The sequence below is a fragment of the Anaerostipes sp. 992a genome, assembly GCF_001940245.1.
In the GTDB taxonomy this organism is placed as follows: domain Bacteria; phylum Bacillota; class Clostridia; order Lachnospirales; family Lachnospiraceae; genus Fimousia.
Map to the genome: position 1 here is coordinate 445,535 of NZ_MJIG01000004.1, position 14,233 is coordinate 459,767.

A 14,233-nucleotide genomic window follows, 5' to 3' on the forward strand; every position below is an offset into this window, starting at 1 on the left:
CCAGTTAGATTTACGCTTCAATTTTCCCGTTCATCAATTTTGGCAACAAGCGGTCACGGGCTTCCTTCAATTTAATGCATGTAGCTTGTTTATTTTTTATTTCATTCAGAATAGGATCAACTAATCTATCAAATGCTAAAATAGTTGATTCATTAGGCATTACAAATGGCATTGCCTTGATGATCTTTGAGTTTACGGCCTTGGAAATTGAAGATGTATTCCCCAATGTATCATACTCAAAGTTACTCAAATAACAATATGTGTAAGCCTGTTTAAAATCATCATCGGTATAAAAGTGTGCTATAGCTTCATTGGTACACATATCAGTAGTAGCAATAGAAACACGCCCTACTGTCAGCTTAAAACTTACAAATATAGTTCCCGAAGGCACTACCTTCATATTATGTTTTTTTACCGCTTCCTGCGTCAAGCCTTCGCTTGTAGCAAATGCATATACACCTGAATTTCCCATATCTGAGATAGACAACCACGGTACTCCTGTATTTCCGTCCACAAACCATTGTTTTTCGGCACGTGGAGGTGTTTTTCCAATAGTGATATCGAAGAAATTTTCTGCTTTGTCTTTCTTCCACCCCTCCGGTACACCATCGATAATAGATACATCTTCATGTCCAGGGAAACGCAAATCAACAAACCACTCTTTATAGATACGCTGTGCTACTTCTTCGAGGAGTTTAATCTGATTTTGGTTGTTTTCAATTAGATCATCATAAGATTTCAGTATATTTGCAATATTTTTCTGTGTTTCAACGTCCGGAATTGACAACTCAATATCTTTAATTAAGGATATTGGCACTGCTTTTTGTGCAGTTCCTTTTGCAATTGCATCTATTTTTTTCTGTCCTTCATATGACAAAATCCAATAATACAGAAATTCTGCCATAAGCTGGTCATCAAAACCTTTAAGCCAAGTCAAATTACCATCCGCAAAGTAAAACTTATCCTCTGCGTTGTAGATATAGGGAATTCCATATGTTCCTCTTGTGGTAATGAGTAAATCACCACATTCAGGTACGCCAAACTTCTTCTTTACCTCTTCATAAGCTTCTTCTTTTATATAGTCGCAATCAGTAACTTCTTGTCCGTTGACTTTTTGAATTATTTCTTTTGAACAATAAAAAGGAATTCCACTATCACTTCTATCAGACAAATGAAATCGCTTACTTGAAGTTACAGTACAATGCTTTCCTATCGTTGTCTTCTCCCAAATCATAATCCCATCTCCTTCATATTTTTAGAGATAGTTTCCATCAAATCATTGGATTCTGCCTGCAGAGACAAAAGTTCACGATGAATTTCTGCCATACGCTGTGCAAAATCAACACCGTCATCTTCCACAGGGGCAACACCAACATAAGCTCCCGGTGTCAGAGACCAGCCTTTTTCTTCTATCTCTGCAATGTCTGCAACTTTACACAGTCCAAGTACATCTGCATAAACACCGTCACCGAATTTTTCGTACAGCCATACAGCTTCTTTTGCTACAGTGATCTCTTCATTCTTCGCAGAAATTGCTTCATCATAATATGCTTGTACACGTTTCTTTTCATTTTTTGCAGCAGCTTCCACTTCAATTTTTGCACGCTTCTGTAAATCTTTCAGTTCTTCTTTCAGTAAGCCAAGTGCTTCTTCAAAAGATACAGCATTCCCCAGTACAGCTTTGTATTCTTCCAATAATGCTTTGTATTTTTCTGTTTCTCCACGATAGAGCCATACAATAGCATTCAGATTTTTCAGCTGCCATTCAGACCATTCATTAAGTGTGCGGTCAACTACTGTATAGTAGTTACGGGCATCAATAAACAGCACTTTATCTTTGATTTCTTCATTTTTACCTTTATCAAGGAACCACAGAGAACATGGCAGAGATTTTGTGTAAAAGAAGTTATTGCCTGCACTGATCATGGCATCTACATGACCTGTTTCTATCAGTTTCTGACGAATATCTTTATCTTTACCCTGGCTGTCTGTAGCGGAAGAAGCCATAACAAAACCGGCACGACCACGTTCATTCAGATAGCTGTAGAAATAGGAAATCCACAGATAGTTGCCGTTACCAACTTCTTTATTTTTGTTAATTCCAGGCATACCAAATGGCAGACGTTTTGCATTTTCGCAAGACTCCGCTTTTACTTTGTCTACATTAAAAGGTGGGTTTGCCATAACATAATCGCAGCAACCATCCAGATTATGAGCATCGTGATAGAAGCTGTTTGCTTCATCACCGGATTTGATAACACCAGTCAGGCCGTGAACAGCCATATTCATCAGACACAGCTGTGCATTATATTCCACTTTTTCCTGTCCATAGAAAGTCATTGTACTGTTCGCATTCATACCAGACTGATTTACAAAGTCGCCAGACTGAATGAACATACCTCCAGAACCACAAGCCGGGTCAAGCAATATACCGCTCTTTGGTTCGATAATATTTACAATCATCTTTACCAATGATTTCGGTGTGAAGAACACACCATCATCGGATGCAATGTTTTTTGCAAATTTGTTGAGGAAATATTCGTAGATACGACCGATAATATCGCCGCCTACTTCATCCAGTGCGCTGTTATTAAAAATACGCAGAAGTTCACCAAGCAGATCATCATTGAACATTGTGTAGTCTTTAGGCAATACACCACCAAGCTGTTCGCTCTGATCTTCTACCAATGCCATAGCGTTGTTTACAACTTCGCCCAGACTGTTCATAGCATGGCCGTCTTTATTTACAAGACCTGCAGATGAAATATCTGATGGAAGATTTACCAGATAGTCATACTGTGCTTCTTTGGGCAAAAAGAGCGCACTTTTAGCCGCAAAGTCGCTTGCTTCTATTGGCATTACTCTGCCACCACGGGACGGACGATTCTTGAGAATCTCCGCCTCTACCATTTTAAATCTGCTATATGCATAACGCAGAAAAATCAAACCAAGCACCGGTATGCAATACTGGTTGGATGTCAGTTTTGAACCTGCACGCAGCAAATCAGCTGATTCCCATAATTCTGCTTCTAATTTACGAATGTTAATCATACTTTCTCCTTTTTTATCCCGTTAATATCAATTTTTAAAATTCATCTGGAATAATCTTGGTAAACGATAATTTGTAACCCTTTTCGATTTTCTGTATCTCTTGTTTGACAGCATTTCTAAAATTTTTCATTGCTTTATCAAAACTTAAATCTTCCCATTTATCCCCATTTTTAAAGATAATAGACGGCAGTTCCATAGGCACAACTCTATTTAGATACTCATTACAAGCCTCGAAAAGGTTTAAGATTATTTCTTTTTCTTTATCACTTAATTCCATACCTTCTGTAATCGAAATAAGTTTTTGCTTAATTTCTAAAACAGATCCTATGCACCATTCCTTCTTTTCCATCTCAATAGGATTTATTAATATCCTTTTTGACTCGAGAAACAACAGTAAATGTGCAAACATTTCTTTTGTGGAAATTTTTTTATTCCAAGAAATTCCTCCAAACGGAAAACTAATTCCATTTATTTCAAACTTCATGTTTATCTCCAAATTTCAAAGACGTATTATTAGTACGCAATTCTAAAATAATCTAAATATGCCTTATACTTATCCTGTGCAGTCAGACAGGTATCTGTTAGGTAGCCTTTTTCGTTGTTCCATTCTTTCAATCCTCTGTAGTAGAACATCTTCAAATTATCCTCAATGATGAATGGAACAATATTATATTTCAAACACTCTTTGAACATAATCAGTCTGCCTACACGACCGTTACCATCTTGGAATGGATGGATTCGTTCAAATTTCACATGAAAGTCCAGAATCTCCTCAAAGGTCTTTTCGTCCTTGGCATTGTATTCTGCCAGCAATGCTTTCATCCTATCGGCAACTTCTTCCGGAAGGACGGTATCCATGCCGCCAACTTCATTCGGCAATTTCTTATAATCACCAACAGCGAACCAGTCTTTTCTGGAATCGCTGGTTCCGTTCTTCAGTGTCAGATGAAGCTCTTTGATGAACTTCTCAGTCAATGCCGTTTTTGCGTTCTCAATAATCATGTCAATACAACGAAAATGGTTCGCCGTTTCGATCACGTCATCTACATTGAGGACTTCGTTTTCCACGCCGATAGTATTGGTTTCAAAAATATATCTGGTCTGATCATGGGTCAGGCGGCTTCCTTCCATGTGGTTTGAATTGTATGTCAAATCAATCTGTGTTTTATGATAAATACCACCGGAGTATTTGCTTGATTTCTGTTCTTTCAGAATATCCAACAGAGTAATAGGTTCCTCTTTTCTCTTATTGGTACGCTCCGGTTTTTCTGCATTTTCAGGAATGTTCCAAGTTTTTCCGGTGAGAAACGCACCATTCACACGTCCTTGGGCGCAGTAATTTCTAACACTGCGTTCCGACACATCCCATTTTTTTGCTATTTCAGTAACTGAAAGGTATCGCATCTGCTATCCTCCGTCATAAATCAAATCCAAAAACTACACTAATCTACTGTATAGTATATCATATCATCGGCAAAAACATCAACTGTTTTTAGATCAACCCATATATTTTTGCCGTCATAGGAAGTTTTATTTTTGTAACATAACGTTCCATCACTCCAAATCAAATAAATATGTGTTTAGAATCACGTTATTATCTATAATTATGTGATTATGCCTACAACTCACATGACAAAAGACTGGATGCTACTTCTTACGAAGCAACATCCAGTCTTGCTTTGTGGTTTAATCAATCTTCCATAACTTCAACCATCATTCTGGCGCCCAGCTTGAAGCTGTTCTGGAATAAGAGGCAGTCCGCAATAGTTTGATACTCACGAACGCACTCCGTATATTTTTCAAATAGTTCTTTCTGTTCATCCGTCATGGTGGCTTTGAGTTTTTCTTCATTCCTACAAATCAGTTCCAACAGTTTCTTATACTCTTTACAAGAGGATGTGCCATAATCCGTCGGCTCAATATTGCCATACCAAAAATCTTCCAGTATCTTCATGCTACATCCTCCCCGTAAATCAATTCCCGGAGGATGATTTCCTCTGCCCGGTTATGGATGCTGTTCATGGCTCGTACCCAAGCCATCTGGTCGTTCTTTTTCAATTCATCAGTCACAGCTTCTGTTTCTTGCATCTGCCCGATGAGCAGCTGCAATCTGTTCTGCGCCTGCTCATTCCGATCGGCAAGATAAGTCCAGAGCTGTCCTTCCAGAACGAGATGGTTAAACCGCATAGGGTGATGCTCTTTGAGATAATCACGGTGCATCCGCCCGTATTTTTCGATGGGGCGTTCTTCGTTGGAGAGTTTCAGATCCGGGATGTAGTAATCTCCTGCCAGCACATATTCAATTCCATTGATATTCATTTTGTTTTCCATAAACTTGACCTCGATTTCTTGATTTTTGCCACATCGAGACTCACTGGTGTAGTAGTGGTGTAGTAGCACCATCCTCAAGTCTGAAAAACCTTGATATTACTGGAGTTTTTAGAGATTTTTACAAATAATGCCGTGGCAGATGAAAAGTATTTTAATCATATATTTCTTCCTTTCCGGAGTGCTCTAAACTGCTCTATTTTGCCCAGTTTTAGCAGTTTTTTCGCTTGTGTGTCTGTTTGTTAAGAAATCTACATTTTTAGCAAAATGAGGCAAAATAATTCAAGTTACAGCCATGTGTAGTAGTAAAAACGCAATAGAAATCGGTGGCTTTTACTACTCTGATGTTTTAGCACAGATGGGCTGTTTTTTGAAGATATTCGAAACCTTTTAACGATGAATATCTCTTTCTATTGGCTTTGATGATAAAAATTTTTATTCCATAAATTTTGATTACCGCTCAATCAAATCTTCCATTGTGCAGCCTAAAACCTTAGCAAGGCTATATACTGTATCTACACTTGCTTTGTTGATGTTTTTGTTTCGCTGTTCATACATCTGAATCGAACGAAGGCTGACACCGGACCGTTCCGCTAACTCTGCTTGAGTAAAGCCATATGCTGTACGAATGCGCTTTAAATTCGTTTCAGGAAAATACTCCTTTATTTTTGAATCCACAATGTCAACAAACTTTGTTATATCCGCTTCGTGGAGAGTGTAGTACATTTTTTGCAAACCCTCAAAAGAGAGAACCTTGAAAATGTCGCTATACTTCCTACCCGAATACCATTGATAATAGGCAACAGCCCACCCAATCCAGTATTCCTTGGATCGTCCAAAATGATCCTTCGGTTCTATTTGAAGTTCTTGCCCTTTTGTTTCTTCAACGATTTCCCAGACGATTTCAATACCGCTTTTACCTGCAAGATAGGCAGGTTCACCGTTTTCTATTCGCTTGCTTACAGAACTTGCAATAAACAGTTTCACAAAGTCATTTCCGAGAATACCGCAAGTATTGACCGCGTAATCAAAGGCATCACCAAGTACCGACTGTGCCTTACTCAGATATATTTCTTGGTATGCGTGGATCATCGTTTTTAATGCCTCCTCTCATAATATCTTGAATATACAGTCCATCACTCTCTTCTTCAAGCATTTCCAGATAAAGCTGATTGGCTTCATCATCTCTGGCTTTGCGAAGAACATAGTATTGGTCTTTCTCGGCAACATCAAAGCCTTCGTATTTCAGTTTGGAAAAGGCAATCTTTGATTTAATAACTATTTGTTCCCCCAGCTTTCCAAGTCGCATAGCACGTGCAAGCTGTTCTACCGAAATACCATTGTTAAGAAATGACTCTGCATAATCAAAATAGGAATCGTCTGCACGGTAACCTGTAATCAAGTCAAAAGCATTTACATTGACGCTGAAGTTATCGATCAAATATCGTTTTGCTCGTCTTGCCACAGGAGTTTTTATAGAAAACAGGCGATGTTCTACCAAGACAGCAATCCAGTTGAGGATAGTATAATCGGGACTATTCAAATTCAAAATGTTCAAGTATTCGGTATCCAGCGTATAGCGGTTGGAAAAGCCATCACGCAAGGAAGATACCGCCCATTCTTTTGCAAGTTCCTCACTTGCAGTACAATAAAATCCAAGACCAAAATCGTTATTCTTCCTGCCTTTTCCGAAAACCGGCTGTTCCACGTTTTTTTCCGAACCGTGGTATATCGTAATCAGTTTATCCATTTTCCCGACCTCCCTTCTCTTCATTGCCATTATATCACCAAAGTGATAGCAAATCAACAAGTTGCAAGAAGGTTTATATCACCAAAGCGATACCAAAATTCTCAAATCAGATAAACGAAATCCCTCTTTCATCATAAACACTGGCACTCACATCATCCAACGAAGAACCGAATGTCCGCCATAAGCAAGTTTCTGTTCCAACGTCAGCTTCATAAGTTCCTTTATGATTTGAATTGTATGTCAAATCAATCTGTGTCTTATGATAAATGCCCTTCATTCTGTTAGATTCTGCAACTTCTTTCAAAAATTGTCTTTCCAGATAAGACAGTTCTACTTCACATTCGATTTTTATTGCATCACAGCCTTTTTGTGTAATTGCAACATATTGCTTACCGAATTCTAGTGCTGATAAGCTATTAATTAATGCTGCATCCGTAATATTTCCTTCAATTCCAGATGTTGAACCGTGATACAACAACACTTTTCCATCTTCTAATTCAATGCTTTGTGATGCTAATCTTATCTTTTCCATAACCATATCATAAACAGGTATATTATATTCTTTGCACAACTCATACATCTTTGATTGTGCAAGTTTATTCGGAACAGCTCTGCCATTCTCCCAACGATTCACTGTTGCAAAAGTTACATTTAATAATTCTGCAAATTCCGTTTGGTTCCTATTCAAATTTGAACGAATTTTTTTAATCATGTCAATTAGTAGGAAAAAGGTTCAAAATATTCTATTGTGTTTTTCTCAATATAAGCATACAATGAGTGTAAGCAGTTTTATTAAAGGAGGAAACATATGAATAACCATAAGAAAAAAATGATTGCTCCAATTATCATTACCATACTTTTCGTTCTGTATTATGTGGGTATTACGATTCTACTTCTTACAATAGACGATCTTTCTAGTCTGGTAAAATTTCTGCTTATAGTCGTTCCTCTGGCTTTTGCCGGCGTTATGATAGGTGTACTGATTTCACGCATAAAAGAGATAAGGAGTGGAGAAGAAGATGATCTTAGTAAATACTGATTACATTTCTGGAAAAGAACTGCGGATGTTAGGTCTCGTAAAGGGCAGCACGATTCAATCAAAGAATTTAGGTAAGGACATTACCCAGGGCTTTAAAACACTGGTAGGCGGTGAGCTGAAAGCCTACAATGAAATGATGAACGATGCAAGAGCTCTAGCAACCAAACGTATGGTAGAAGAAGCCGAATCACTGGGCGCTGATGCTATCGTAAATGTCCGTTATGCTTCCGCCGCTGTTATGCAAGGAGCCGCCGAGGTCATGGCATACGGAACTGCCGTAAAATTTCTGTAAACAATGAAAAATTTTTTTAATTCAGAAACTCTACCCGACCTATCCTTTTGGGGATAGGTCGTTTCTCTCAGTTTCTCCCCAAATACTCCTCAATCTTCCCAATCAATCCTTCATCAGCAGGCAACCAATCCACACTATCCAATGTCTCTTTGGTTAACCACTTGGCTGCTTCATGCTCTTTTAAAATCAAATCACCAGATTTCATCTTACAGATAAAGCATTCCATAGATAAATGAAACTTTGGATAGTCATATTCCACCGTATCCAATAATTCAAGGACTTCAATTTCGGTATCCAGTTCTTCTTTGATTTCTCTCACTAACGCATCTTCTGGTGTTTCATTGGCTTCGACTTTTCCACCAGGGAATTCCCATCCATCTTTAAATTCACCATAACCACGCTGTGTTGCAAACACGTTGCCATTCTCAATGATAATGGCGGCTACTACTTTTATTGTTTTCATACTCATCTCCTATACACTACATTGCAAATAGTTTAATAAATCTTCTCTTACTTCATGATGCATCCTTGCTTTCATTTTTGTGATTTCACGCATTTTCCCATTATTGTCCTTTTTCTTACCAGGCTTTGCTTCTACAACATCAAACAATCCCATATAATAAAAATCAGAACCTTCAGAATCACTTTTCTTCACAAAAAGATGCCTACGCTTGGCAGTTAAAACTTCTTTTGTATATCCGCTATCAATACCTCTTCCAATTTGGGTATCCCACATAAATATCTGATTGTCTATGAATTCATCTGCATAATCCGGTTTTCCTTCCAGATATTCCTTTCCAGATGTATCTTCCTTTTTGTGATATGTTACAAATATGCACGCATCTTCTCCAATTCTTTTCATTCCATACATAGTTGAAGATAGATCTCGTTTACAATTCAACAATTGGCATACATCTCTACGTGAATATTTTTCATACAATACAAACTCATTTTCCTCTGTTTTTCCTTTATACATGTCATGCAGTCTTGCTCTCGAAATTTTTATAAGATCATAGATGTATGAATAAAAAACAGGATGTGATAATCTTTCATAAAAGTTTGCCATTCTGCGAATCATTCCAGAATTACTATTTTGTACCATTTCAATTTGAATATATTTGGCTTCTTCTGCATCTTTACTAACAAACATTCCTTTCAAATTTGAAATTGCCGATTCTATCTCATAATCATTGACATCCGTTTCATATTCTACCGCAATTTTCTGCATCAAAGATGATTTATTGATCTCGTCTTTGTCAATAAGTTCTGATAAAAGCTCCGTTTCATGAGGACGTTTTCCTCTAGCAACAACCTTTGATACGTATTCCAAATTCAATAATTCTTTTTCTGATAACTCTTCCGTACAACTATTACAATCGACACATTTTAAGAATTGATAATATGTTTTATAGTGATCCAATATTACCAACGGATCAACTTCTCCATTTTCATAAAAATCAATCAACATAGGAGTTCTTCCTAAACGATATTTAAGATCCCAATAGCTCTTTCTAATAATCTCTTTTATTCCTTTGATTTTATCAATTGATTTAAAAATTCTACTTTTTGCAATTTCATCAAAATGAATGGTTGATGCTCCCGGAATCACTCTACATCCTTCCATTACATAACGACGCATATTATCCCGATTATAGCTTCTATCTCCAGATAATGCCACTGGAACCATAAAATTATTTTGATAATTTCCAATAAAATCTAAAATAACAACATATTCTTTACCTTCTGCTTTTCTAAGTCCACGTCCTAACTGCTGAATAAAAACAATAGGAGATTTTGTCGCCCTAAGCATAATAACCTGATTGATCTCAGGCACGTCTACTCCTTCCGAAAAGATATCCACCGAAATAATATAATCCAGTGCATCTTCGCCCTCATCACCAGCCAGTCGCTCAATGGCTGCTGCCCTTGCTTCTTCTGAATCACTTCCACTTAGAACCAGCGTCCGCCATCCATTCAAATTGAACTTTCTGGATAATTCCTTCGCTTCATCAATGCGACTGCAGAAAATGAGTCCTTTGACCCGCTCACCGCTATGTCCAAAGAATTCTGCCTGCTTCATCACATTGGATACACGCTCATCTGAAGTTAAATATCGAAAACTCTCAACCTTTGCTTCCTTGGATTTTCCCGCATCCGTAATCATTTCCAAATCCGTTATTCCAAAGTAATGAAATGGACAGAGTAAATCCTCTTCCATTGCATCCTGCAAACGAATCTCATATGCAATTTGATGATTGAAAATCTCATAAATGTTTCTGCCTTCTAAATTGTCATCTCGCTTATCCGGCGTAGCAGTCATTCCAAGCCATAGCTGCGGAGTAAAATAATCCATTACCTTTTTATAGCTGTTTGCCGCACTATGATGCGCTTCATCAATGACAATTGCATCAAATGCTGTTGGCGTATATTTCTCCAGTGTCTCTTCTTTACTCAACGTCTGAACAGTAGCAAATACGAAATCCGCATCATAATTCTGGTATTTTCCAGTAACCATACCCAGAGAAACCTTCCCGCCAAATACCTTACGGTAAGACTTCATTGCCTGCTTTGCAATCTGGTTACGATGAACCAAAAACAGTACTCGTCCAAATCCTAATTCTCGCATGGCAAATGCCGATGCATAGGTCTTTCCAGTCCCAGTTGCAGAAATCAACAACGCTTTATCTTCTCCTGCATCATAAATCTTTTGCAAATTATTGATAAAACCAACCTGCATGGAGTTTGGCTGTAAACGATACACATCCAGTGAAGGAACTTCTGACTGGCGTGCCATTTCTTTTTGCTTTTGAATAATCTTATTCCTTGTATAAAGATCCGTATATGATTCAATAAACTGTTCAAATGGCAACGCCTGTTTCGCATTCCATAGCTGATCGAATTCAGATACTACATTCTGCGTATACTCTCCTTGTTCCGTTGAAACAATTTTTGTATTCCACTCACAATTGGTTGTAAGTGCACTCAAGGTCACGTTAGAACTCCCTATGATGATACGATACAATTCTTCTTTTCGAAAAATATATCCCTTCGTATGAAATCCTTCCTTTTCATTTTCAGTTATGTACATTTTTATTTCAATATTATTGAATTTCGCAAGCATACGAAGTGCTTCTGGATCGCTGAAAGTTAAATAATCCGTTGTTAGAATTTTTCCCGGAATCCCACTCCTTTCTAACTCCTTCAATGTCTGAAGAAGCGGAGTGATTCCTCCCTTCGTCATAAACGCCACACTGATACAAAATTCTTCACATGACAAAAGCTCATCCTCAATGGATGAGATTACCTTGCGCCCTTCCTTATAGTTGTTCGATACAAACTGTGGTCGATAAGCCAAATTTGATGAAACATTTTGATTTATAAATGCGGTTGTTAATCCTTGTTTTAGCTCGACTATTTTCTCTTGCTTCATTTATTATCACCTAACATTCGTTTTTTTCTTATGAATTTATTATGTTCAAAACATCCATATCTCATAACCCTGCTTTCTGGCTGAATCATACACTGGACGCATATTTTTCTCTAATATTTTATCATCTATGCTAACTAATCGCAATGGAAGACGCTCTTTTCCTCCCGTTTTATTACAAAAGAAAAGCACCGGATTTCTCCAATGCTTACTTATAATCTGTCAATATAGTTTTTATTTCTTCTTCAGCCTCATGCTTATTATCTGTTATAAACCTTGTATAATCGGAAGCCAATTGCATTTCCATTTTTTTGGCTTTTATTAGATCAAAAAATGTAGTTCCCTCTAACATTTTTTCATAATCTTCTAAAGTAAATGTAAGAATAAAAAAATCTCTCCCCTTGGAATTTTCAACCATTCTCAGAACTTTTGTAAGTCCATATGCATCTTTATAGCCTTCTGAATCACCAGTAAGACCCTTTTGCGTAAATACAACACCAAATGGTATTCCGGTTACAGACAATAAGCTATAAAACTTTCCAACATATGTCACACCCAGATTTGATTGGTAATTTTTGCATTCTCCCAAAAATAAATCCTGACCAATCGGAATTAATTCTCTTGATAGGTTAAAAGACTTAATAGCCTGCTTTCCACGATCAGACAATACAATGACTTCATCTATCTCATTAGTTCCAGTATGCACATTTTTATATATTTCAAAAAAATATGTCTTACGTATAATGAAATCAACCAGATTTTCCAACCGATCGCCCTTATCCTTTGCGGTTTCCTTGCTTCTATCAAATGGCTTTTTTAATTCATCCAACAATATTCTAAATTCATTCTTATCATTTTCTGTCCAGGTAATGAAGCCGTTAAATTTAGCTATTGGATCTTGGACGATTTGATCAAGATAGGAACGAAGATCAAGCGCCGGCACTTCTTGATTATTACTCATATATTCACTACCTTATACAACACTATAATGTTCTCTTCTATAGACATATGTTTGCCACAAAAATCACAATACATATCCGGATTAAATTCTTCCAACGATTCTAGAAAAATCCCCTTACTTCTGTTGCAATCAAAACAGTATACCTCGTATAAGTTTTTCAGAAGCCCTTGCTTCTTCAGTTCTTCCAGCATTTCATAAGCAACTTTTATGTCTACAGCTAATTTTGACTTAAGATGCCCCGGATATACATAATCTCCTATCTTCAGCGCAGAAAAAAACTCTTCACACTTTTTCTCTTGATATGGTGTCAGCTGATGTTGCAGCTCTAAGATCTTTATAGCATCGCATAATGTATTCTTTGACACTGCTCATCATCTCCTCTCCAACCAATTCTCCATAAAGCATAAATAAGCTATACTCTGTGTCTTTATAATTATGTGTGATACCAAATTTTATTCCCGATTCATCCATTCTGATTTTCACAAGCGGCATATCGGATTTTATTTCTATTTCTCGTCTAAATGCTTGAAGCTTTTCTCTTATCTCCTTAGTGTTATTGTCACGATCAAACAATTCTTTTTGCTCTTCAATGAACGTATCTAATTCACCAAGGATAGGAATTATACTAGCCTCATCTTCATACGCTTCCAAATAAGCAGTTGTTCCATTTCTTGTCATGCGCTGAGCAACAATTGTAATGTCGTCACGCTCAGACTTCATAAAGTCAACCACAGCCTTGAAATCAATATCTGAGATTTCCAAATATATATTTTCCTTCAAATAAGTTAATATTGTTTCAATCTTGTCTTTATAGTATGTATGTGAATTTTTATAGGCTATTCCGACACGATCAAACCTAATCTCCAGAATCTGATTTTCCTTGTCAATTACAGCTAACATTACGTATTTTATCGTATTACCTGTATCGTTCTGGAGCATATATGTAAATTTTAGGAAAATTAACTCTCCAAGTAAGTAGATTGTTGGTTTTTCTGGGTCATCGATTGGTTTATGACCTTTCTTATCAAAGACATTAACTTTCTCAGCTTTAACCATTTCTTCTATCTTTTCAATCTTAAGATCAGAATACTTAAAATAGCAGAAATGACGATATGGCTTTTTATACTCATATTCCTCAATCATCGCTAAAATGCTCTCGGAATCAAGAATATGCTTAAACTTATCATCAATGGTCTCATCATCAGAAACGTCAATACAATCGGTGAAATTCAAAGTCATCTGACCTCTATGTTTCTTATTGTTTATAATCAATCCGTCATTTACAGCTTGCTTCAGAATCACCTTTTTGGTGTACGATGGATAAATACAAGTATAGTGCTTTTAAATACTCCCTTATCCAAAATTATCTCGTCACCTCCCATATG

At 37.0% G+C, this 14,233-nt stretch carries 15 protein-coding genes and 1 pseudogene; 2 read left to right on the forward strand and 14 right to left on the reverse strand.

All coding sequences use genetic code 11. From position 1 onward, the window contains the following. Positions 1-10: 10 nt before the first annotated feature. The 9 genes and pseudogenes from BHF69_RS06395 to BHF69_RS14825 all read right to left on the reverse strand — a co-directional run. The gene (locus BHF69_RS06395; protein ID WP_075670215.1) at positions 11-1,234 is read right to left on the reverse strand and encodes a restriction endonuclease subunit S; all 1,224 of its coding nucleotides are present in this window, start codon (positions 1,232-1,234) and stop codon (positions 11-13) included. Then, complete coding sequence (locus BHF69_RS06400; protein WP_075670216.1) at positions 1,231-3,051, reverse strand: class I SAM-dependent DNA methyltransferase; 1,821 nt, start codon at positions 3,049-3,051, stop codon at positions 1,231-1,233. The genes BHF69_RS06395 and BHF69_RS06400 overlap by 4 nt, the downstream gene beginning before the upstream one ends. 34 nt (positions 3,052-3,085) lie before the next feature. After that, positions 3,086-3,535 carry a DUF6650 family protein gene (locus BHF69_RS06405; protein WP_075670217.1) on the reverse strand — a complete coding sequence of 150 codons (450 nt, stop codon included), beginning with the start codon at positions 3,533-3,535 and terminating at the stop codon, positions 3,086-3,088. 29 nt (positions 3,536-3,564) lie between these two features. After that, on the reverse strand, positions 3,565-4,455 hold the full coding sequence (locus BHF69_RS06410; protein ID WP_075670218.1) for a Fic family protein: 891 nt from the start codon (positions 4,453-4,455) through the stop codon (positions 3,565-3,567). Positions 4,456-4,741: 286 nt separating this feature from the next. Further along, on the reverse strand, positions 4,742-5,005 hold the full coding sequence (locus tag BHF69_RS06415; RefSeq protein WP_075670219.1) for a DUF6809 family protein: 264 nt from the start codon (positions 5,003-5,005) through the stop codon (positions 4,742-4,744). Beyond that, complete coding sequence (locus BHF69_RS06420; RefSeq protein ID WP_075670220.1) at positions 5,002-5,382, reverse strand: TnpV protein; 381 nt, start codon at positions 5,380-5,382, stop codon at positions 5,002-5,004. Before BHF69_RS06420 ends, BHF69_RS06415 begins: the two co-directional genes overlap by 4 nt. Before the next feature lie 450 nt (positions 5,383-5,832). Next, positions 5,833-6,471 carry a helix-turn-helix domain-containing protein gene (locus tag BHF69_RS06425; RefSeq protein ID WP_075670221.1) on the reverse strand — a complete coding sequence of 213 codons (639 nt, stop codon included), beginning with the start codon at positions 6,469-6,471 and terminating at the stop codon, positions 5,833-5,835. Then, the gene (locus BHF69_RS06430; protein ID WP_075670222.1) at positions 6,437-7,129 is read right to left on the reverse strand and encodes a DUF3990 domain-containing protein; all 693 of its coding nucleotides are present in this window, start codon (positions 7,127-7,129) and stop codon (positions 6,437-6,439) included. Before BHF69_RS06430 ends, BHF69_RS06425 begins: the two co-directional genes overlap by 35 nt. A gap of 562 nt (positions 7,130-7,691) precedes the next feature. Continuing rightward, a pseudogene (locus BHF69_RS14825) lies at positions 7,692-7,841 on the reverse strand (helix-turn-helix domain-containing protein); the annotation flags it as partial. A gap of 96 nt (positions 7,842-7,937) precedes the next feature. Between BHF69_RS14825 and BHF69_RS06440 the strand changes: the two are divergent. Both BHF69_RS06440 and BHF69_RS06445 read left to right on the forward strand, forming a co-directional pair. Then, positions 7,938-8,168, forward strand: a complete 231-nt coding sequence (locus BHF69_RS06440) for a hypothetical protein (RefSeq protein ID WP_075670224.1) — start codon at positions 7,938-7,940, stop codon at positions 8,166-8,168. Next, positions 8,149-8,460 carry a YbjQ family protein gene (locus tag BHF69_RS06445; protein WP_075670225.1) on the forward strand — a complete coding sequence of 104 codons (312 nt, stop codon included), beginning with the start codon at positions 8,149-8,151 and terminating at the stop codon, positions 8,458-8,460. The genes BHF69_RS06440 and BHF69_RS06445 overlap by 20 nt, the downstream gene beginning before the upstream one ends. A gap of 67 nt (positions 8,461-8,527) precedes the next feature. Here the strand turns inward: BHF69_RS06445 and mutT are convergent, their stop codons facing one another. From mutT to BHF69_RS06470, 5 genes are all read right to left on the reverse strand, one after another. Further along, a complete protein-coding gene (mutT, locus tag BHF69_RS06450; RefSeq protein ID WP_075670226.1) occupies positions 8,528-8,923 on the reverse strand; it encodes an 8-oxo-dGTP diphosphatase MutT in 396 nt (131 codons plus the stop codon). Between the two features lie 9 nt (positions 8,924-8,932). Continuing rightward, positions 8,933-11,890 (reverse strand): DUF3427 domain-containing protein, encoded by a 2,958-nt coding sequence (locus BHF69_RS06455; protein ID WP_075670227.1) that lies wholly within the window; start codon positions 11,888-11,890, stop codon positions 8,933-8,935. Positions 11,891-12,095: 205 nt separating this feature from the next. Beyond that, positions 12,096-12,848, reverse strand: coding sequence for a hypothetical protein (locus BHF69_RS06460; RefSeq protein ID WP_075670228.1), 753 nt, complete (start codon positions 12,846-12,848; stop codon positions 12,096-12,098). Beyond that, a complete protein-coding gene (locus BHF69_RS06465; RefSeq protein WP_075670229.1) occupies positions 12,845-13,213 on the reverse strand; it encodes a hypothetical protein in 369 nt (122 codons plus the stop codon). Before BHF69_RS06465 ends, BHF69_RS06460 begins: the two co-directional genes overlap by 4 nt. Next, entirely contained in the window at positions 13,131-14,081 is a 951-nt protein-coding gene (locus tag BHF69_RS06470; protein WP_158022561.1) for a hypothetical protein, read from the reverse strand. Before BHF69_RS06470 ends, BHF69_RS06465 begins: the two co-directional genes overlap by 83 nt. Between the last annotated feature and the right edge of the window lie 152 nt (positions 14,082-14,233).

Coding starts and splice junctions, on each gene's coding strand:
- BHF69_RS06395 (WP_075670215.1), bottom strand. CDS start 1,234: ATGATTTGGGAGAAGACAACGATAGGAAAGCATTGTACTGTAACTTCA.
- BHF69_RS06400 (WP_075670216.1), bottom strand. CDS start 3,051: ATGATTAACATTCGTAAATTAGAAGCAGAATTATGGGAATCAGCTGAT.
- BHF69_RS06405 (WP_075670217.1), bottom strand. CDS start 3,535: ATGAAGTTTGAAATAAATGGAATTAGTTTTCCGTTTGGAGGAATTTCT.
- BHF69_RS06410 (WP_075670218.1), bottom strand. CDS start 4,455: ATGCGATACCTTTCAGTTACTGAAATAGCAAAAAAATGGGATGTGTCG.
- BHF69_RS06415 (WP_075670219.1), bottom strand. CDS start 5,005: ATGAAGATACTGGAAGATTTTTGGTATGGCAATATTGAGCCGACGGAT.
- BHF69_RS06420 (WP_075670220.1), bottom strand. CDS start 5,382: ATGGAAAACAAAATGAATATCAATGGAATTGAATATGTGCTGGCAGGA.
- BHF69_RS06425 (WP_075670221.1), bottom strand. CDS start 6,471: ATGATCCACGCATACCAAGAAATATATCTGAGTAAGGCACAGTCGGTA.
- BHF69_RS06430 (WP_075670222.1), bottom strand. CDS start 7,129: ATGGATAAACTGATTACGATATACCACGGTTCGGAAAAAAACGTGGAA.
- BHF69_RS06440 (WP_075670224.1), top strand. CDS start 7,938: ATGAATAACCATAAGAAAAAAATGATTGCTCCAATTATCATTACCATA.
- BHF69_RS06445 (WP_075670225.1), top strand. CDS start 8,149: ATGATCTTAGTAAATACTGATTACATTTCTGGAAAAGAACTGCGGATG.
- mutT (WP_075670226.1), bottom strand. CDS start 8,923: ATGAAAACAATAAAAGTAGTAGCCGCCATTATCATTGAGAATGGCAAC.
- BHF69_RS06455 (WP_075670227.1), bottom strand. CDS start 11,890: ATGAAGCAAGAGAAAATAGTCGAGCTAAAACAAGGATTAACAACCGCA.
- BHF69_RS06460 (WP_075670228.1), bottom strand. CDS start 12,848: ATGAGTAATAATCAAGAAGTGCCGGCGCTTGATCTTCGTTCCTATCTT.